Origin of the sequence: Denitromonas ohlonensis (assembly GCF_007625205.1) — a bacterium.
Classification (GTDB): Bacteria; Pseudomonadota; Gammaproteobacteria; order Burkholderiales; family Rhodocyclaceae; genus Nitrogeniibacter; species Nitrogeniibacter ohlonensis.
Genome location: NZ_VMNI01000010.1, coordinates 1 through 17427 on the forward strand (window position 1 = coordinate 1; position 17427 = coordinate 17427).

18 protein-coding genes and 1 rRNA gene are annotated in these 17427 nt (G+C 65.5%); 2 read left to right on the forward strand and 17 right to left on the reverse strand.

What is annotated here, in order from left to right; genetic code table 11:
• Nucleotides 1-24 precede the first annotated feature (24 nt).
• Nucleotides 25-137, forward strand: a 5S ribosomal RNA gene (gene rrf / locus FHP89_RS10955).
• Between the two features lie 190 nt (nt 138-327).
• Here rrf and FHP89_RS10960 read toward each other — a convergent pair.
• Together FHP89_RS10960 and FHP89_RS10965 are read right to left on the reverse strand one after the other, a co-directional pair.
• Nucleotides 328-1566, reverse strand: a complete 1239-nt coding sequence (locus FHP89_RS10960; RefSeq protein WP_144177848.1) for a beta-ketoacyl synthase N-terminal-like domain-containing protein — start codon at nt 1564-1566, stop codon at nt 328-330.
• A gap of 316 nt (nt 1567-1882) precedes the next feature.
• Entirely contained in the window at nt 1883-2200 is a 318-nt protein-coding gene (locus FHP89_RS10965) for a hypothetical protein (protein WP_144177850.1), read from the reverse strand.
• Between the two features lie 144 nt (nt 2201-2344).
• On the opposite strand from FHP89_RS10965, the gene FHP89_RS10970 reads away from it, so the two are divergent.
• Nucleotides 2345-2764, forward strand: a complete 420-nt coding sequence (locus FHP89_RS10970) for an excinuclease ATPase subunit (RefSeq protein WP_222105370.1) — start codon at nt 2345-2347, stop codon at nt 2762-2764.
• Between the two features lie 101 nt (nt 2765-2865).
• On the opposite strand, the gene FHP89_RS10975 is transcribed toward FHP89_RS10970, so the two are convergent.
• The 15 genes from FHP89_RS10975 to FHP89_RS11045 are packed head-to-tail and all read right to left on the reverse strand — an operon-like array spanning nt 2866 to nt 17426.
• A complete protein-coding gene (locus FHP89_RS10975) occupies nt 2866-3564 on the reverse strand; it encodes a class I SAM-dependent methyltransferase (RefSeq protein ID WP_260851563.1) in 699 nt (232 codons plus the stop codon).
• Between the two features lie 20 nt (nt 3565-3584).
• Nucleotides 3585-4418 (reverse strand): MipA/OmpV family protein, encoded by an 834-nt coding sequence (locus FHP89_RS10980; RefSeq protein ID WP_144177854.1) that lies wholly within the window; start codon nt 4416-4418, stop codon nt 3585-3587.
• The gene (locus FHP89_RS10985) at nt 4411-5640 is read right to left on the reverse strand and encodes a beta-ketoacyl-ACP synthase (RefSeq protein WP_144177856.1); all 1230 of its coding nucleotides are present in this window, start codon (nt 5638-5640) and stop codon (nt 4411-4413) included. Before FHP89_RS10985 ends, FHP89_RS10980 begins: the two co-directional genes overlap by 8 nt.
• The gene (locus tag FHP89_RS10990) at nt 5640-6377 is read right to left on the reverse strand and encodes a 3-ketoacyl-ACP reductase FabG2 (protein ID WP_144177859.1); all 738 of its coding nucleotides are present in this window, start codon (nt 6375-6377) and stop codon (nt 5640-5642) included. The genes FHP89_RS10985 and FHP89_RS10990 overlap by 1 nt, the downstream gene beginning before the upstream one ends.
• A complete protein-coding gene (locus tag FHP89_RS10995; protein WP_144177861.1) occupies nt 6370-6804 on the reverse strand; it encodes an ApeP family dehydratase in 435 nt (144 codons plus the stop codon). The genes FHP89_RS10990 and FHP89_RS10995 overlap by 8 nt, the downstream gene beginning before the upstream one ends.
• Complete coding sequence (locus tag FHP89_RS11000) at nt 6801-7997, reverse strand: beta-ketoacyl-[acyl-carrier-protein] synthase family protein (protein WP_222105371.1); 1197 nt, start codon at nt 7995-7997, stop codon at nt 6801-6803. The genes FHP89_RS10995 and FHP89_RS11000 overlap by 4 nt, the downstream gene beginning before the upstream one ends.
• Before the next feature lie 2 nt (nt 7998-7999).
• On the reverse strand, nt 8000-8566 hold the full coding sequence (locus FHP89_RS11005) for a DUF3261 domain-containing protein (protein WP_144177865.1): 567 nt from the start codon (nt 8564-8566) through the stop codon (nt 8000-8002).
• Complete coding sequence (locus FHP89_RS11010; protein WP_144177867.1) at nt 8563-10893, reverse strand: MMPL family transporter; 2331 nt, start codon at nt 10891-10893, stop codon at nt 8563-8565. The genes FHP89_RS11005 and FHP89_RS11010 overlap by 4 nt, the downstream gene beginning before the upstream one ends.
• The gene (locus FHP89_RS11015; protein WP_144177869.1) at nt 10893-11513 is read right to left on the reverse strand and encodes a LolA family protein; all 621 of its coding nucleotides are present in this window, start codon (nt 11511-11513) and stop codon (nt 10893-10895) included. The genes FHP89_RS11010 and FHP89_RS11015 overlap by 1 nt, the downstream gene beginning before the upstream one ends.
• The gene (locus tag FHP89_RS11020; RefSeq protein WP_144177871.1) at nt 11510-11926 is read right to left on the reverse strand and encodes an acyl-CoA thioesterase; all 417 of its coding nucleotides are present in this window, start codon (nt 11924-11926) and stop codon (nt 11510-11512) included. The genes FHP89_RS11015 and FHP89_RS11020 overlap by 4 nt, the downstream gene beginning before the upstream one ends.
• A complete protein-coding gene (locus FHP89_RS11025) occupies nt 11923-13482 on the reverse strand; it encodes an HAL/PAL/TAL family ammonia-lyase (protein WP_144177874.1) in 1560 nt (519 codons plus the stop codon). Before FHP89_RS11025 ends, FHP89_RS11020 begins: the two co-directional genes overlap by 4 nt.
• A complete protein-coding gene (locus tag FHP89_RS11030; RefSeq protein WP_144177876.1) occupies nt 13479-15173 on the reverse strand; it encodes a glycosyltransferase family 2 protein in 1695 nt (564 codons plus the stop codon). Before FHP89_RS11030 ends, FHP89_RS11025 begins: the two co-directional genes overlap by 4 nt.
• Nucleotides 15170-15511, reverse strand: coding sequence for an ApeI family dehydratase (locus FHP89_RS11035; protein WP_144177879.1), 342 nt, complete (start codon nt 15509-15511; stop codon nt 15170-15172). Before FHP89_RS11035 ends, FHP89_RS11030 begins: the two co-directional genes overlap by 4 nt.
• Complete coding sequence (locus tag FHP89_RS11040) at nt 15508-16866, reverse strand: class I adenylate-forming enzyme family protein (protein WP_186300304.1); 1359 nt, start codon at nt 16864-16866, stop codon at nt 15508-15510. Before FHP89_RS11040 ends, FHP89_RS11035 begins: the two co-directional genes overlap by 4 nt.
• Nucleotides 16863-17426 (reverse strand): COG4648 family protein, encoded by a 564-nt coding sequence (locus tag FHP89_RS11045; RefSeq protein ID WP_144177883.1) that lies wholly within the window; start codon nt 17424-17426, stop codon nt 16863-16865. Before FHP89_RS11045 ends, FHP89_RS11040 begins: the two co-directional genes overlap by 4 nt.
• Nucleotide 17427: the final 1 nt, after the last annotated feature.

The following is a 17427-nucleotide window of genomic DNA, read 5'->3' on the forward strand; positions in this document are numbered from 1 at the left end:
AGCCCTGCGACGCCAACCGTCAAGTCTGACGACCATAGCGTTCTGGAACCACCCCTTCCCATCCCGAACAGGACCGTGAAACGGAACAGCGCCGATGATAGTGCCCATACGGGTGTGAAAGTAGGTCATCGTCAGACTAACTAAAAGAAAACCCCGCAATCATTCGATTGCGGGGTTTTTTATTTGCTCACCAAAATAATTCCACAAACCAAATCCCCTTCAAATCCGTCATTCAATCGCTCAGATGCCGATGTAGCGCGCATTCGATGAACGCCGGCGCCGGAAATCGGAACGCAGCGATAAGTGGATGCTAATCATCTTTGGCTTCTATACGCGACGGAAGATCAATGAGGCGTTGGTACCGCCGAAGCCGAAACTATTCGACATGACAGTTGCAACCCGTCGCTCTATGCACGATGTTACCAGGCTCATATTCTGCTCAAGAGCGGGGTCGAGTGGGGCATGTAGCGCGCTGCCGACAATAAAACTCTGATCGAGCATCAGGAGGCAGTAGATGGCTTCATGGACAGCCGCCGCGGCAATTGGATGACCGGTCATCCCCTTGGTGGAGGAAAACGCGGGCAAGGCTGGTCCAAACACTTCTTGTAGTGCCTTCACTTCGCTAAGGTCGCCGTTGGGCGTTGAGGTGGCGTGTGTGTTGATGTAGTCAACGACGGAGGTTTTGGCTTCATCTAACGCCTGGCGCATGGCACGTGCCGCCCCGGCCGGATGGGGGCTGACCATGTCCATGCCGTCCGACGTGGCGCCGATTCCGATGATTTCACCGTAAATTCGGGCTCCCCGTGCTGCGGCGTGGGTTAATGATTCGAGAACCAACATGCCGCCACCGCCGGCGATGACAAAGCCGTCTCGGCTAACAGCGTAGGGCCGGGAGGCTTTTTCCGGGTGGTGATTAGAACTGCTGGAGAGCGCGCCCATGGCATCGAACAGGGCGGTAGAAGTCCAGCACACCTCTTCTGAGCCGCCAGCAAAGACGATGTCTTGCTTTCCCGATTGAATCAGCTGTGCCGCTTGTCCGATGCAATGGGCAGAGGTTGCGCAGGCGGAGGTGATGGAGAACGAGACGCCCTGGATGCCAAATGCAGTCGAGAGGCATGCGGATGTGGTGCTTCCCATGACCCGCGGGACGAGATAAGGCGGGACTTTGTCCGCGCCGCGCTCCCTCAGGATATCGATGCCTGCGACGTGATGAAATCCGGATCCGATGCCCGAGCCTACGATCAGTCCCGTACGTGGATGGCGAACCGCTGAGAGCGGAAGCTGCGCATCGTCGAGGGCCTTGCTCAGTGAGTGATAAGCGTAGATGGCGGCGTCGCCCATGTAGCGGCCAATTTTTCGGGGTATTGCCGGCTCAGACGTCAGGTCGGGGATTCCCGCGACTTGGCTCTTTAGCTTCAGCTCGGCATATTGGGGCACATGGCGAATGCCGGCGATCTGGTTTCTGAGCGCATAGGCGATCTCGTCCAGAGTGTTTCCGATACAGGATATTGCGCCCATCCCAGTAACAACGACACGACGATCTGAGCGGGATGTCGTGCTGGTCATGGTGCTTCCGAGGGGGCAGGGGAGCACGTTTCTCGATAGGTTTTACCATCATAGGCAAGGTCACTCGTGCAGGACAAGGTGTCGCCAAGGCGTGACCGGAGGCGCGCCGCCTGACGTCTGTCTTGCTGGGGATGCCGCATGTAAAAGCGTGTGAGATTCAATGCAACTCTCGCCTATTCTGTTAATTCTGTTCGGATAGCGCCGACAAGGCCGTCGGCCCATCGGTTGCAGTTGGGATGAATGACTTCCGTGCGGAATTTTACTTCGCCAGCGCTGAAGCTCGTAGCGTAAGGGGTGGGTTCCTTGATTGCATCGTTCATGTTGGTGCTGCCGAAATAGCTAATGTCGAAGGTGCTGTGGAGTAACGGATCGACGTCCGAATGGTGTGTTTGTTGCGGACAACGAGCGTCGCAATGGGCGCATTTTCATCCGCCGTGGTAGCAACACTCCAGTTTTTCTTCTGACATGCCCGGACGATTGCGGCCTGGACCTGATCGAGCGTGCGGTGTTGCCCGCTGCTTGGTGACCATGTCACTCCGGTGTGGTTGATGATGGGGGCCGACGTCCTCGCGGCAACTGGGCTGGCGAGTAACATGAAAAATGCCGCGGTCGTCAGTGCTTTTATCAGGCTCATGATGAAAGGGTTCCAGGCGAGGGCGTTTGTGGAACGACAATTATCGTTTGCCAGGATGGGTTGCTGCAGTAAACTGGCCCGATGTCATGCATTTTGTTTATTTCGAAGGGGAGATGCTCTGTGTCAATTTGTCGAAGTGTTGTCTTGGTTGCGCTGGCGGCGTTTGTTTCCTTGCCGGCTTTTGCACGTGATACTCGTCATAATTTTCCGATTGCCGATGCGATGTCAGCATCAGGCGCTCGGGAAAAGCTGGATCCCGAGATCAAGTTTTTTTTCGGCACCCAAAAACCCCCGAAAGTCGTCAAACGCATTGGTGAATGGGGGACCAATAAAAAAACCAACGCTTTTGGTAAAGATGACAAGGTGGCCTGTGAGTGGGCATTTCTTAGCGCGATGCTTGAGTTGCAGGAGCGGGTTAAAAAAGAGGGTGGTAACGCGGTCATCAATATCAAGAGCAATTATCGCGGCAAAGAGACGTCGAGCAACGAGACCTACGAGTGCGGTGCTGGCGCCATCATGGCAGGCGTGGCGCTGAAGGGCACGGTTGTGCGACTCTCCCGTTAAGCGTGTTCGACGCGACGGCGGCTGGGCCGTCGTCGCGCTGTTGCATTTTGGGCCGCGCAACGACTCACCGCGAGGTGGCTCGGTGTGATTGGCACTGATGGCTAATCGCGCGGTTTGGTGGCCACGAGATTGACCAGGGTTTCTTCCCGCTCTTTCGGCACCCCGAACCCGAACCACTCGAAGGCACCCAAGTCTGAGCGACTCCACCACAAATAAGGCTCCGATACGTTCCTGGCATCAAATTCAAAGCCAACGGCGCGGATCATCGCCTTGTATTCATCGGCGGTGCGTTGCACATGCATGGGGTGGCGAAACAGTAGCTTGATCACCCAGGAATGAATATAGGCGCGCGTCGACTCCGCAAACAGCAAGCGACCGCCGGGTTTGAGAATCCGGTAGAACTCGCGCATGGCGTCTTCCTGGCGCAGCAGGTGATGGAAGGTCTGGTGGCAAAACACCATATCGACGCTCGAATCGGGCAAATCAATGTTCGCGCAGTCGTTCTGCTGGAGCTCGGCGTCGATGCCTTGCTTGGTCAGGGTGGCGCGCGCGATGCTCAGGCTCTCCGCGTCAAACTCAACACCGATCAGGCGTGAGGGCGCAAAGGCGGCGTTCAGCAGGCTCAGGGAGTTGCCCTGCCCACAACCCACGTCGGCGATGATCGGTGCTGATGGAAACGGGGTATCCGTCAGGCGGCGAAGATCGTCGATGGCAATCTTGAGGACGTGGTTTCGCCAGATATTGGTGCCGAGAAACCAGAAGCCGAAGCGGGTCTCCGGTACGTAAGCATTGGATGTCATGGATTGTGGCATGTGTGCAGTTAGCGGGAGGTGGGGACGCGCTGGGCAGACTCGAGGAATATCCACGAGATGCCGACGCCGCCGGTCCACGAGGTTTGCTGGCGAACCAGCGGGCTGTCTTCAAAGCTGGCGCCACCGAGATGGTCGGCGCGCAGGAAGCCACCGACCCAGAGTTTTTTGAAGCGCTTGGCCAGCGTCAGGGTGAGCTGCCATCCGCCGTAGCCTGATTTTGCATTCCACGCCGGACGGTCTGCCGTTGCGTAGCGGTCGTCGACTTTGTAGTAATAGGCGAAGTAGTCCTTGTCGCCAAAGATCGGTCCGGTCGATACGCTGGCATGCCAGCCCGGCCACGGGTGGTTGTCGCGATCGATCGCCAGCGTCGGGGTGAACACCGTGCCGACATCGCGGACACCGGGGATGTCGACCGCCAGCACCTTGCGCAGCGGCAGGCGCAGCGTGATGTCCCCCCAGGATTGACGGTGTTTGTAGCTCCACTGCGGCCCGATCTCGACGGTCGGGTCGAGGTCGGGCATGTCGCGGCGCGCGCGGTTGTCGTCGCTCTTCACCGGCACGGACGCAGCGAGGCTGATGTCCCATTCCGTATGGGCGTCCTGGTAGAACACGCCGCGCACCTTGTCGCGATCAATCTTCAGGAACTCGCCGCGGTACACCAGGTACGGGATTGGCAAGGCATAGCTCTGGCGTTGATCCGAGCCGCGATAGTCCGGTATCGACAGCAGCCCGACGCCGGCGCCGAACTCCCAGAGCGGTTCGTCGGCCGCGGCAGCGCTTGCCGACAACAGCAGTGCGAGCGGCAGTGTGGCCGCGCGAATTAGGCGAAATGGATCAGACATGATGGCGCTTGAAAATCAGTGAGGTATTGATGCCGCCGAATGCGAAGTTGTTGCTCATGAAGGTCGTGACGTTCAGCGGCCGCGCGCTACCCATGATGTAGTCCAGGGCGGCGCAGCGCGGGTCGGGGGTATCGAGATTCAAGCTCGGCGCGAAGCGTCCGGCGTGCATCATCTCGATGCCCAGCCAGGCTTCGATGGCACCGCAAGCGCCCAGCGTGTGGCCGAAGTGGCCTTTCAGGCTGCTGATCGGTGTCGACGCACCAAACACCTCAGCGACTGCGGTCGATTCGGCGATATCGCCGACCTCGGTGGCCGTGCCGTGCGCGCTGATGTAATCGATGGCCGATGGCGGCAGGTCGGCGTCGGCCAAGGCGCGTCGCATGACGGTGGCCATGGTGTCGGCCGAGGGCTGGGTAATGTGCTTGCCGTCGGCGTTGCAGTCGAAGCCGACGATCTCGGCGAGGATGGTCGCGCCGCGCGCGATGGCGTGTTCGTAGGATTCGAGCACCAAGGTGGCCGCACCTTCGCCAACCACCAGACCGTCGCGGCGGGTGTCGAAGGGGCGGGGCGTCAGCGTTGGCGTGTCGTTCATCTGGCTGGTGGCAAACAGCGTGTCGAACACCGCCGCCGCCGGGCTCGACAACTCCTCGGCGCCGCCAGCGATCATCAGCGCCTGCTTGCCATAGCGGATCGCCTCATAGGCGTAGCCGATGCCCTGGCTGCCCGAGGTGCAGGCGCTGCTGGTCGGGATCACCCGGCCTTTCAAGCCAAAAAACAGACCGATGTTGACCGCCGTGGTGTGGGCCATCATCTGGATGTAGCTGGTGGCGGTCACGCCGCTCATCTGGCCGGTTTCGAGCATCTGGCCGAACACCCGCACCGGCTCGACGCTGCCGCCGGAGGAGCCGTAGGCGATGCCCATACGGCCGTCGCTAATCTGCGCGTCGCCGAGCAGGCCGGCATGCGCCAGGGCGCGCTCGGTGGCGCACACCGACATCAGCGAGACGCGGCCCATCGAACGCAGCATCTTGCGCGGGTAGTGGCTCGGCACCTGAAAGTGATCGACCGGCGCGCCGAGGCGGGTTTGCAGGTCGGTGATGGCGTCCCATTCGGGCATGCGGCGCACGCCGTTGCGACCGGCGTTCATGGCCGCTTCGATAGCCTCCCAGGTGTCGCCCAGCGAGGTGATGCCGGCCATGCCGGTGACGACGACACGGTGCATCAGATGATGCCTCCATTCACGCCGATGACCTGACGCGTCACGTAGGATGCGGCGTCGGACATCAAGAAACCGACCACCGCGGCCACCTCGTCGGGCGTGCCGACGCGGTTCATCGGCACCATCTTGAGCGCTTCGTCCATGGGCAACTCGCGCGTCATGTCCGAGTCGATCAGGCCCGGGGCGACGCAATTGACGGTGATCCGTCGGCTCGCCAGTTCGACGGCGAGCGCTTTGGTGGCGCCGATCAGCCCGGCCTTGGCGGCGCTGTAATTGACTTGGCCGCGATTGCCCATCACGCCGGACACGGACGCCATGGTGACAATGCGGCCGCCTTTTTTCTTGCGCACCATCGGCATGACCAGCGGATGCACGATGTTGAAAAATCCGTTGAGCCCGGTGTCGATGACCTCGTCCCAGTCGCTGTCGCTGAGTGCGGGGAAGGCATTGTCGCGGGTGATGCCGGCATTGACCACCACGCCGTAGTAGGCGCCCCTGGCCTCGACATCCGCCTCCAGCGCGGTGCGCGCCGCATCCCGGTCGGTGACATCGAACACCAGCAGGTCGGCGCTGCCGCCGGTGTCGCGAATGGCGGCAATCACCGCTTCTGCTGCGGCAATGCCCTGACGACAGTGCACCGTGATGGCAAAGCCCTGCGCCGCCAGTTGCAGTGCGATGGCGCGGCCAAGGCCGCGGCTGGAGCCGGTGACGAGGACGCGGCGAGGCGGGGTGTCAGTCATGGTCGGGAGTCTCGTAAACCTTGAGCGTGGCGTCGGCGATCTGCATGCCGTTGTGATGCAGCGTGCAATCGAAAGCACCGAGGCCAGAATCGTCGCGAAACACAAGATTTGCCTTGATGTCGATGCGGGTATGGGCCGGAAAGCGCGCTTGGTCGCAGCGGTAGGCGCGGGTGCCAAGCAGGTAGCCAATCTTTGGTGGTCGGCCGTTACGTCGGCCTTCCATGCCGACAAAGGCGGCGATCGCCTGCGCCATCAGTTCGATGCCGACCCACGCGGGCATGCCGCCTTCGGCATCCGAATACCACTGGCCGGGCAGGATGTCGGCGTAGGCGGCGACATGGTCGGTGGTGCACTCAGTGACCCCGGAGATCAGCAGGTTGGGTGCGCGGTGCGGGAGCAGCGCCTCGGGCGGCGGGAACGGACTCATGGCGCGTCTCCGATGGCCAGACAACAGTTGCTTCCGCCGAAGGCGAAGGAGCTCGATAACATGATTCGATGCGTGTGACGGTCGATAGTGTCGCCGATGCGCACCAGATTCAGTTCGGGTAGCGCCGGGTCGGCGCAGCCGTCCCAGACATGCGCCGGCAGGCGGCGGTCGACATTATGGTGCGAAAGCGCCAGCCAGCAAAAGGCCAGTTCGGTGGCGCCCGCCGCGCCCAAGGTGTGACCCGTCAGGGGTTTGGTCGAGCTGCAGGGCACACCCTTGGGGAATAGGCGCGCCACGGCGCGGCTCTCCATTTCATCATTCTTGGGCGTGGCCGTGCCATGCAGATTCAGGTAGCTGACGTCTTCGGAGTCAGCACCGGCCGCGGCGAGCGCCTGCCGAATAGCGGCTTCCGCGCCCTTGCCGTTCGGCTCGGGGGAGGAGATATGGTGTGCATCGCTTGACTCGCCCGCGCCGAGCAGGGCGATGGCGGCGGGGTCGCGGCAGACCAGAAACAGCGCAGCGCCTTCGCCAATATTGATGCCGCGGCGATTGGCGCTCATCGGATTGCACAGTTCGGCGCTGGTCGCTTCAAGCGCGCTGAAGCCGTTGATCGTCAGTCGGCACAAGGTATCGACACCGCCGGCGATGACCGCATCGCAGAGACCCGTGCAAATCAGGTGCTGGGCCGAGATCATGGCTTTGGCGCTGGAGGTGCAGGCGGTGGATACGGTGTAGGCCGGGCCGGTCAGTGCCAGCGCGTCAGCCAGAAACCGGGCGCAGTCGCCAAGCTCCTGCCGGCCGTATTGAAAGCCCGGCGGCAGCGTGCCGTGCTGCGCGTGGTGCGCGACGGCGGCTTCGCCTTCGAGAATGCCGGAGGTGCTGGTGCCCAGCACCACGCCGACCCGATGGGCTCCAACGCGCGCGATGGTGGCGCGCACTTCATCTTCAATCTGCCTCAGCGCGGCGAGCAGCAGCCGGTTATTGCGGCTGTCGTAGTGCGCCAGTTCAGCGGGCAGGGCAGGGAGATCAGGGATGCGTGCGCGCCCGACGCGCGCCGCGCGCTGCGGTAGCCAGCCGTCTTCGCGCACCATGCCGGTGGTGTCGCCGCGAAACAGGGCGTGGCTGACGCTGGCCGTGTCATGACCAAGGGCGTTGACCAGGCCCAGCGCCGGCAGTGTGATGAGGGGGGCCATGTTCATTCCTCCAGGCGCGTTACCCGGATGCGGGCGTCCATCGGCGCGAACACCGCGTCGATGGTGCCGCGTGTCGGGTCGGTATCGGATTGCCGGGTCGTCAGCACCGGTGGCGCGTCGCCCTGGCGGATCGTGCGGCCGTGTGCGGTGGTGGACAGCTCGGCGTCTTGCCCCAGCCCTTCGCGGACCGCGTCGACGGGCCAGCTCATGAGTTGAATCAGCGCGGGCAGTTGCAGACCGAGCGCTTCGGCGGCGGGCGGGCCGTCCCAGGTGAGTGTGCCGTGGTCAGCGGTGATGCGGAACACCTTCTGGCCGAGCGGCGTGAGGGCGACGATCTGCATGTGTGCGGCGTGTGCGTCGATGGCGAACACCAGGCGTTCGCCGTCGGGGCGGTCGGGGAGGGTGAATTCCACCAGCTGGTTGACGGCCAGCGCTTGTCCCGCGGGGAGGGCTTGCAGGCAATAGCGCAGCGACGGCGCCAGGGCGGTGCAGCCCGCCTCGTGTGGCGCGCTGGCGCAGCCGGCGAGGGCCAGCGCGCTCAGCAGGATCAGGCGGGTGAGCGCTTTCATGCTGTCGACCTGTGTGCGCTGCGACCGGCCAGCGCCAGCGGCGAGGCCAGAAACGCGGTGATGACCCCCATGAACAAAGTCAGCCCGAAGCTGGCGATCGCCGGCGTGCTGCTGAAGGCGAGCAGCCCGAAGCCGAGCACGGTGGTGATCGCCGCCAGCAACACGCCGAGTGCGGCCTCGCCCTGCGGCCCGCCCTCGCGGGTAAAGATGCCGTAGTCGGCGCCGATACCGAAGACCAGCATCAGCGCCAGCCAGTGGAACAAGGTGGCTGGCAGGCCGAGATAGCCAAGCGCCGCCAGCGGCACGCCGACGGCCAGCACGCAGGGGATCAGTGTGGCCGCCGCACCGCGCCAGCCGTGGCGACGGCTGAGCAGGATCAGCGACAGGCCGATGGCGCAGGCCAGCGCCCAGGCCATGCCGCGGCGGTATTGCGCCATCAGTTTGGACACGGCGGCCGGCTTGTCGAGCAGCGTGACGCCGGGCAGGTCGGCGCTGGCGGCCGCGAGGGTGTCGGCGGTCCAACTGCCGTGCAGCGTGATCACGCTGGCCACGCCGGTTTCTGCAGGGCCCAGCCAGAGGTGGCGATAGGGTGTGGACAGCGGCTGTTTCAACCAGACATCGAGCGTAAGGTTTAGTTCGGTTTGATAGGCCTGGCTCAGCGCCTCGGCGATGCGGGGGCGATAGCCGACCTCGTCGAGCTGATGTGCCGCCCACTGATCGTCGCCGAACAGCGCCTCGCCGATCAGCCGGCGGTGGTCGGTCTGGCGTTGAGCTGAGGGGACGAAGCTGGAGATTGCGGTGAAGCCGCCGGCGTGCTGCGGGTCGCGCGCGCGCAGGGCGTCGGTCAGTTGCTCTTCGCGCTGAAGGAGTTGTTCGGTGTTGCGGGCGTGCACCAGAAACAGCCGGCTGCCCTGGCCGAGCTGGGTGAGCTCGCGGATCTGCGCTTCCTGGCGCGCCAGCGCGGGGTCGGGCGTGCTGAGCAGGCGCACGTCGTCATTGTGCGTCAGCATCCAGGCGCCGGGCAGACAGGCGGCGACAGCCATCGGCAGCAGCCAGTGCGCACGGGCTTGGAGGAAGCGCTGCCAGGTGGCGAATGCCTGACGAAGGCGGTCGAGTCCGGCGGTGCTGCGCGGGTCGGCCCGGTGGGCAAACAGCGGCAGCATCATGAGGGTTGCCAGATAGGCGGTGCCCAGCCCGACCATCGAGAACAGCGCGATCTGACGCAGGCCGGGGAAGGGCATGGCGAGCAGCGCAGAGTAGCCGAGCAGACTGGTGAGCAGGCCCTGGGTGAGCGCCGGGCGCATCGCCGCCATGGCCTCGCCGGCATGCCAGTCGGCGCCCGCCAGACGGCGCTTGGCGAAGTAGTGCAGCGGGTAGTCCACCGCAATACCCAGCAGGCTGGTGCCGCACACCAGGGTGAGCAGGTGCAATTGCCCGTCGACCAGCAACACCACCGCGATGCCGGCGGCAACGCCGGTGGCGATGCAGGCGATGCCGAGCAGTACCGGCCGCAGCGAGCGAAAGGCGAGCAGCAAGAGCGCGGTGATGCCGAGCAGGGAGATGCCGCCGATCAGCGACATCTCACGTTTGGCGGTGGTTTGGGCTGCCTCGGCGTAGAGCACCAGGCCGGTCGCCTCAAAATGTGCTGCTGGTACTTGCGCCTGAACGGCCGCGCGGGCTTGTGCCAGCGCGGCCACGACGGCGTCCTGCGTCGACACCGCGTGCGGGCTGCCGACGGTTTCGGCGCTGACCAGCGCGTAGCTGTGGCCGTCGCGATGGGCCATCAGGATGCCGTCTTCGGGCGCAAATGCGCCGCCGGCGAACGGCAAATCCGCAAGGAAGCCGGCGAGCGTGCCGAAGGGGTCGAGCGGGCGGGGCACCGGCGTGGCGGTCGGGATCGGGCTGGCCAGGGCGCGGTAGAGGTCTTCTTGCAGCGCGTCCCGGCCGCGCTGCTGCAAGGCTGCGCGGGTGGCGGCGGAGAGCAGCCCGAAACGGTGCGGCAGGTAGGTGGTGAGCAGGGTGTCGAGCGCGTCGGGCGGAATGTCCAGCGTGACATGCTGCAAGGCCGGCGAGGCGCGCAGCGTTGTTGCCAGCACTTGGGCGCCGGCGCGCGCCTGGGCGGCATCGTCGGCGACGGTGAGCAGCACGATGCGCCGTTCGTGGGCACGCGCGAGTTGCGACATGGCCTGCTCGGCGATCGGGCTGCGCTCGGTGGCGGGCAGCATGGCGAGCAGATCGGTTTCGACCGGTAGCTTGTCGAAGGCGGCCAGCGCGATCATGCCTGCGACCAGCGCGGCGGCCAGGAAGGTGAACAGGCGGCGTGGCATCAGTCGGGGCGGGCGAAGAGCGCGGCTTCGGCGTCGTTCAGCCGGGTGTCGCGCTCGATCGCGGTGAAGCGGATTTCGGTGTGGTCGCCGCTGGCTTCAAAGATATCGACCTGTTCGACGGCCGTCGTGCCGGCGACCGTGATGCGCGCCAGATGGCGGGCGATTTCCGTCTTGCGCGGCGTGAGCGTCACATGCCACCGATCGGCGCCACGTACCGGTTCAAGCACGAAGCTCGACTGCAGCGGCGCCAGGTCGGCACTGAGCAGGGCTTGCATGATCTGCCCGGCCTGGGCGGCGCCGGCGGCTTCGCGGCTCGTGCGCGCCTTGCGCTGGCCGTCCGGCCCGATTTCGACGGTGCCGCGCGCGTCGATCAGATAGCGCACGGTGTAGGGCGATGCGACCTGCCACAGTACGCCGGCGTCGCGCGCGTAGGTGAAATGGCCGGCGATGCGGAAGGGCTTGCGCATGGCGGCGAGGGTTTTGGTCTGGCTGAACTCGGCGCGCAGCACCGGGCTGTCGGCGACCCGGGCGGCGATCTCCTTGAGTAGCGCATCATCGGCGTGTGCGCTGGCCGACAGGAACGCCAGCAGCGCTGCGAGAACAAAGCGGCGGCGTTTCATTCGGCGCCGCCCAGGCGATCGAGCAGTGCCGCGGGCGACACGAATTGCAGTTCGCCGCTGGCCATGTCGACCGCCACTTGAATCGTGTACGCGCGGGTCAGGCGCTGGCCGGTGGCGGCGTCGCGGATGGTGTAGGCGATCTTGAGTCGGTTCTGCGCTTCGACCAGCGCGGCTTCGATGCGGATCTTCTGACCGTAGCGCGCCGGCTTCACGTATTTGATGTGGCACTCGACCACCGGCCAGGCGTAGCCGGAGGCGCGCATCTGCGGGTAGTCGTAGTCGATGCTGCGCAGCAGGACGGTGCGTGCCTGCTCGAAATACTGCACATAGTGGCCGTGCCACACCACTTCCATGACATCCACGTGGAAGAAGGGGACGTCGACTTCCACCTCCACCTTGGGCAGCGTACTCATGCGTAGAGCGTCCAGGCTTTGGCGCGCATCGCCGTCAGCGTGGCGCGCAGGTCGGCTTCGAGCGGGCGGTCTTCGGTGACCAGCGCGGACAGCGACGACACCTGCTGGTGGAAGGCGAGCACCGACGCGGGCAAGGCCTCGGCGCGCAGTTCGCCGGTTTGCAGGCGCAAGGCGAGGCCCTGGTTGGCGGCGAGCAGCGCGGCGGCGGCGACCTGCTCGCTGAGTTCCAGCACGCGCAGGCAGTCGCGTGCGGCGATGGTGCCCATGCTGACCTTGTCCTGGTTGTGGCACTCGGTTGAGCGCGAAAATACCGAGGCCGGCATGGTCAGTTTGAGCGCTTCGGCGGTCCACGCCGAGGCGCCGATCTGCACCGCCTTGAAGCCGTGGTTGATCATCGCCCGCTCGGCCGTCGCGCCGGAGAGGTTCTGCGGCAGGCCGTGGTTGAACTTGCTGTCGACCATCAGTGCCACCTGCCGGTCGAGCAGGTCGGCGAGGTTGGCGACGGCGGTTTTCATGGCGTCCATGACGAAGGCGATGTGCCCGCCATAGAAGTGGCCGCCGTGCAGCACCCAGTCGGCATCGGGGTCGATCAGCGGGTTGTCGTTGGCGCTGTTGAGCTCGTTCTCGATGTCGCGGCGCATCCACGGCAGCGCGTCGCGCAGCACGCCGATGACGTGCGGGGCGCAGCGGATCGAGTAGCGATCCTGCAGGCGCATGGCACCGTCGTCGGTGTCTTCAGGCAGATCGGTGAAGATCCAGTCGGCGGCTTCGGCCTGGCCGGCGTGCGGTTTGGCGGCGAACAGGCGTGGGTCGAAATGACCGCGGTTGCCTTGCATGGCCATCGAGGCCAACGCGGTGATGCGTGTGGTCAGCCGGCTGAGGTAGTCGGCACGCGACCAGGCCTGGCAGGCCAGCGCGGTCATCACCGAGGTGCCGTTCATGATCGCCAGCCCTTCCTTGGGCTTGAGTTTGAGCGGGGCGATGTCGAGTTCGGCCAGCACCTCGGCGGTCGGACGCACCGCGCCGCGATAGCGCAGCTCGCGCTCGCCGACCAGCGCCGCGGCGACGTAGGAGAGGGGGGTCAGATCGCCGCTGGCGCCGACTGAGCCTTCTTCCGGAATCAGTGGCAGGGCATCGTTGACCAGCAGGTGTTCGATCTGTTCGAGCAGCGCGACGCGCACGCCGGAGTAGCCTTGCGCCAGCGAGTTGAGGCGAGTGACCAGCACTGCGCGGGTGGCTGGCTCGTCCAGATGCCTGCCGAGGCCGCAGCCGTGGTAGCGGGTGAGGTGCAGCGGCAGCTCCTGCACCAGATCGGACGGCACGGTGACGGTGCAGGATTCACCATAGCCCGTGTTCACGCCATAGACCGTGCCGTTGTTGGCGAGCAGGCGCTCCAGATACGCGCCGCCGCGGGCGATGCGGGTGCGGAAGCTGTCGTCCTGCGAGAGGCGAACGGGGCGTCGGCCATCGGCGGCATCGACCACGTCTTCGATGCTCAGATGGCGGTTGCCGATGATGACCGTGTCGGCGGCCTGGTTTTGAACGGTGTCTTTCATGGTTTTGAAGGAAGGGGTATCGCCCGCTCCTCCCAGAAGTCGAAGAAGTTGAACCACTGCAGCGGCGCTTGGCCGCAGTAGTGTTCGAGCCGTTGGGCGTAGGCGCCCATGTGCTGCTGCAAGGCCTGGTCGCGCGCTTTGCGCGGCAGGTCGATGCGCTCGGCGAACGGCTCGAAGTGGAGGTGGTAGCGGTTGCCGGCGTCGAGACAGAAAAACAGATACACCGGGCATTCGAGCAAGTGCGCCAACACGAACGGGCCTTGCGCGAAGGGCGCCGGCTGGCCGAGGAAAGGCAGGCGCTGGGTGCGGCCGTTTTCTGCCACCGGCGTGCGGTCGCCGACGATGAACAGCAGCTCGCCGCGGTCGATCTTGTCCTTGAAGGTGATAGCGGTGTCGGGGCCGAAGTCGGTGACTTGAATGAGGTTGAAGGCGAAGTCGGGGTTGGCCTCGGCCATCATCTTGTTGAAGCGCACCGCGTGCTCGGTGAACACCACGGCGTTGATGGTGGTGAAGCGCGCCGCGACGCCGAGGGCGCGGGCCATTTCGAGATTGCCCAGGTGCGAGCCGATGATCAGCGCGCCGCGGCCGCTGGCGATGAGGGCGTCGAAATCGGCCTGGCCGTGGAAGCTCAGGTTCTGCGGCGCCACGGCACCGCTCCAGGCGGCGAGCTTGTCGAGCCCGGCGCGGGCGAAGGCCAGCATGTGGCGATAGGTGTCGGTCAGGCCGGGCGGCTTGGGCAAGGTGGTGCTCGGCCCGAAGTGGCGATACACCCGGTCGAGATACTGCTGCGAGGCTTGGCGCGCGGTGCGGCCGGTGAGCAAAAAGTAGCCGACGATGGGGTAGAGCATCAGGCTGGCCACCGGCCGGCCGAGCAGGCGATAGGTGGTGAGCACCGTTTTCAAGCCGAGGCTGCTGCCGCGCTCGGCCAGGCGCGACCAGTGCGGTGCGTTGTTACCCGCGCGCAGGCGTCGCCACACCAGCGCGGGTGCGCGCCACAGCATGCCGGCAACCAGTTTGGTGTGGGTGGCCGAGATGCGCAGGTTGTCCTTGAGCATCGCGAAGTGCGAGATGCCGTCGGCCGGGTAGGTCACGCGCGTGGGCACGTTGATGATCGGCAGGCCAAGCCAGGCCAGGCGCACCAGAATCTCGATGTCGAAGGCCATGCGCCGGGCGATGTGCGGGCCGAGGATGCGCATCGTCGCGGCCAGCGGGTAGAGCCGGAAGCCGCACATCGAGTCGGGCACGTCGCGCGAGAGGGTTTCGATGCGCACCCAGAAGTGGGTGATCGATCGGCCATACAGGCGCGACTTGGGCACGCTGTCATCGTAGATCGGCCGACCGCAGACGACCGCCTCGGGCGTGGCGGCACCGAGTTCAAGAAAGCGCGGCACGTCGGCCAGAGTGTGCTGGCCGTCGGCGTCGACTTGCAGCGCGTGGGTCAGGCCGTCGGCATGGGCTTGCGTGAAGCCGGCGATCACCGCTGCGCCCTTGCCGCCATTGACGGGCAGGGTGATGAGCCGTGTCAGCGGGCAGTCGGCGACGGCGCGCGCCAGCGCCTCGCGGGTGGGGGCGTCGCTACCGTCGTCGATCAGATAGATCGGCAGGCCGTGCTCGGCAAGCTGTGTGACGACATGCGCAATGGTGTGCGGGTGGTTGTAGACCGGCACCAGAAAACAGGGGCGGAAGCTCATCGCTGAAACACCGCCCTGCCGCTGGATTTGGCCCGACCGTCGACGGTGTAGGCGAAACGCAGGGTGTTTTTCTCGGGCGACCACTCCAGCGTCAGTTCCAGCGCGTCGCCGGGCAGCACGCGGTCGTTGAACTTGAGGGCGTCGAGTCTCTGGCAGCTGCCGGCCGGGGCAAAGTACTGCAGGGCGAAACGGATCGCCCAATCGACCTGGGCGACGCCGGGCAGGATCGGGGTGCCCGGGAAATGGCCGGCAAACTGGATCAGGTCGGCGTCGGCCGTGATGCTCAGACGAACGTGGGTATCGCTGTGCTCGATGAGTTGTGCGGTGGGCAGGCTCATGACGGGACGGCCTCGTCGAAGAGGCGCTGCAAGGCGTCGAGCGGGAGTTTGCCGCGCTCGTTGTAGGGCAATTCGGCGGGGAAGCGCCAGCGGCGCGGCAGGGTGACGCGCTCGAAGTGTGCGAGCAGGTGGGCGCGCAGCGCGTCGATGGTGGCGCGGCGGCCGAGCGCATCGAGCTGGTGCCGGCCGTCGGGCGTGAGGACGGCGATGGCGCCGAGCTGCTCACGAGGGCCGGGCAGCACGATCACGGCGCAGGCGGCAATCCACGGGTGCGCGTTGAGCTGCTTCTCCATCGCCGGCAAGGAAACGCGCTTGCCCTCGAGCTTGATGATGCGGTCGGCGCGCCCGCGCAGGTGGAATCGGCCCCCGGCCAACATTTCGGCCAGATCGCCAGTCGCCATGGGCGTGTCTTCATCGGCAAACGGCGAGCGCACTTGCAGGGCGCACGCCGCGTCGACCGCGATGTCGACGCCGGGCAAGGGCTGCCAGGGCGATTCGGCCTGTGGCCACTGGCGGCGCCAGGCGATGCCGCCGGTTTCGGTGCTGCCATACACTTCGATCGGCGCCTGACCCAAGGCCGCGCCGAGCGTGGCGGCGGTGTCGGCGGCCAGCGGGGCGCCGGAGGAGAAGATGGCCGCGGTGTAGGGCGCCAGCTCGACCGGATCGAGCAGATCGCCCAGGCGCGACAGATGGGCCGGGCTGGAGATGACCGTGCCGCGGCCATGGGCGCGCAGGCGGTTGAGTAGCGCGTGCGGGGTGGCGGCGACGGCGGTGTCGAAGGGCCGGCCGGCGCTCAGCGGCCCCAGCAGTCGGAACAGCAGGCCGTAGATGTGGAAATGGGGCACGGTGGCGAACACCGGATCGGTGCCCAGCAGCGCGCCCCACTGCGCCTGGTGCGCGAGCACTTCGGCGTCGAGCTGGATGAGCCGCTTGGCGATGGGTTTTGGGGCACCGCTACTGCCCGAGGTGGTGAGTTCGATGGCGGCGTCGGGCGACAGCGGCGCGCCGGGCGTCCAGCCATCGACGCCGGGCAGGTGGTGGATGGCGGCGGTGTCGAGGACGCCGTCGCAGGTGTCGGCGCACTGTGCCATCGACGCGTGCTGGAAGTTGGCGGGAATCACCACCTGTTTGCCGGCATGCAGCACGCCGAGAAACCCGATCAAAAAGTCGGCTGCATCCGGCGTGTCGAGCGCGATCCGGCGTCCTGGCTGTGCGGCCAGGGCGAGCGCGACGGCGCCCACGCGCGACCAGAATTCGCCCCAGCTCAGTACTGCGCCGTTCTCGCGCAGGGCGACCTGCGTATGGCTTGGTCGGTCAGCTGGGGTCAGCCCGATCAACGATCTGGGCTCGTTCAACGTGACGCTCCGACATGCCGTCGCCGGTACAGCCACTCACCCACAAAGAGCAGACCCATCAGGGCATAGGCGACACCGCCGTTGTACCAAGCCCAGGCTTCACGGCTGGCGAGCACGGCGGTGTAAGCCGCGATGGCCCCATTGACGATGAAAAAGGCGCACCACAGTTGGGTGACCTTGCGGGTGTAGGCCACGCCTTCGGGCGGCAGATCAGGGCGTTGCAGTCGGGCGATGCGCTCGATGACGGTCGGCGGATTGATGAGCGAGTGGGCGAAGAGCGAGAGCATGGCCAGATTGACGATAACGGGGTAGAGCCGAAGAACGGTTTCGCTGTTGCTGATGGCGACCAGCGCGGCGAGGGTGAGCAGCGCGCCGACCAGCAACCAGCGCTGTCCGCCACGGGTGGCAGTGGCGCCTTTGCCGCTGGTGAGCAGACGCAAGCCGGCCAGCACCAGCAGCAGTGGGATCACTTGCCGGGGTTCGAAGTGGCCCAGCGCCAGATAGATGGCGACAGGCGTGGCTGCGAACAGCAGCGCGCGAACGACCGGCAACAGGCGCAAA

Bases quoted from the DNA above. Each gene is read 5' to 3' on its own strand.
- FHP89_RS11010 (WP_144177867.1), bottom strand. From the start codon at position 10,893: ATGCCACGCCGCCTGTTCACCTTCCTGGCCGCCGCGCTGGTCGCAGGC.
- FHP89_RS10960 (WP_144177848.1), bottom strand. From the start codon at position 1,566: ATGACCAGCACGACATCCCGCTCAGATCGTCGTGTCGTTGTTACTGGG.
- FHP89_RS10995 (WP_144177861.1), bottom strand. From the start codon at position 6,804: ATGAGTCCGTTCCCGCCGCCCGAGGCGCTGCTCCCGCACCGCGCACCC.
- FHP89_RS11020 (WP_144177871.1), bottom strand. From the start codon at position 11,926: ATGAGTACGCTGCCCAAGGTGGAGGTGGAAGTCGACGTCCCCTTCTTC.
- FHP89_RS11005 (WP_144177865.1), bottom strand. From the start codon at position 8,566: ATGAAAGCGCTCACCCGCCTGATCCTGCTGAGCGCGCTGGCCCTCGCC.
- FHP89_RS11035 (WP_144177879.1), bottom strand. From the start codon at position 15,511: ATGAGCCTGCCCACCGCACAACTCATCGAGCACAGCGATACCCACGTT.
- FHP89_RS10985 (WP_144177856.1), bottom strand. From the start codon at position 5,640: ATGCACCGTGTCGTCGTCACCGGCATGGCCGGCATCACCTCGCTGGGC.
- FHP89_RS11000 (WP_222105371.1), bottom strand. From the start codon at position 7,997: ATGGCCCCCCTCATCACACTGCCGGCGCTGGGCCTGGTCAACGCCCTT.
- FHP89_RS10965 (WP_144177850.1), bottom strand. From the start codon at position 2,200: ATGAGCCTGATAAAAGCACTGACGACCGCGGCATTTTTCATGTTACTC.
- FHP89_RS11025 (WP_144177874.1), bottom strand. From the start codon at position 13,482: ATGAAAGACACCGTTCAAAACCAGGCCGCCGACACGGTCATCATCGGC.
- FHP89_RS11030 (WP_144177876.1), bottom strand. From the start codon at position 15,173: ATGAGCTTCCGCCCCTGTTTTCTGGTGCCGGTCTACAACCACCCGCAC.
- FHP89_RS11015 (WP_144177869.1), bottom strand. From the start codon at position 11,513: ATGAAACGCCGCCGCTTTGTTCTCGCAGCGCTGCTGGCGTTCCTGTCG.
- FHP89_RS10990 (WP_144177859.1), bottom strand. From the start codon at position 6,377: ATGACTGACACCCCGCCTCGCCGCGTCCTCGTCACCGGCTCCAGCCGC.
- FHP89_RS10980 (WP_144177854.1), bottom strand. From the start codon at position 4,418: ATGTCTGATCCATTTCGCCTAATTCGCGCGGCCACACTGCCGCTCGCA.
- FHP89_RS10975 (WP_260851563.1), bottom strand. From the start codon at position 3,564: ATGACATCCAATGCTTACGTACCGGAGACCCGCTTCGGCTTCTGGTTT.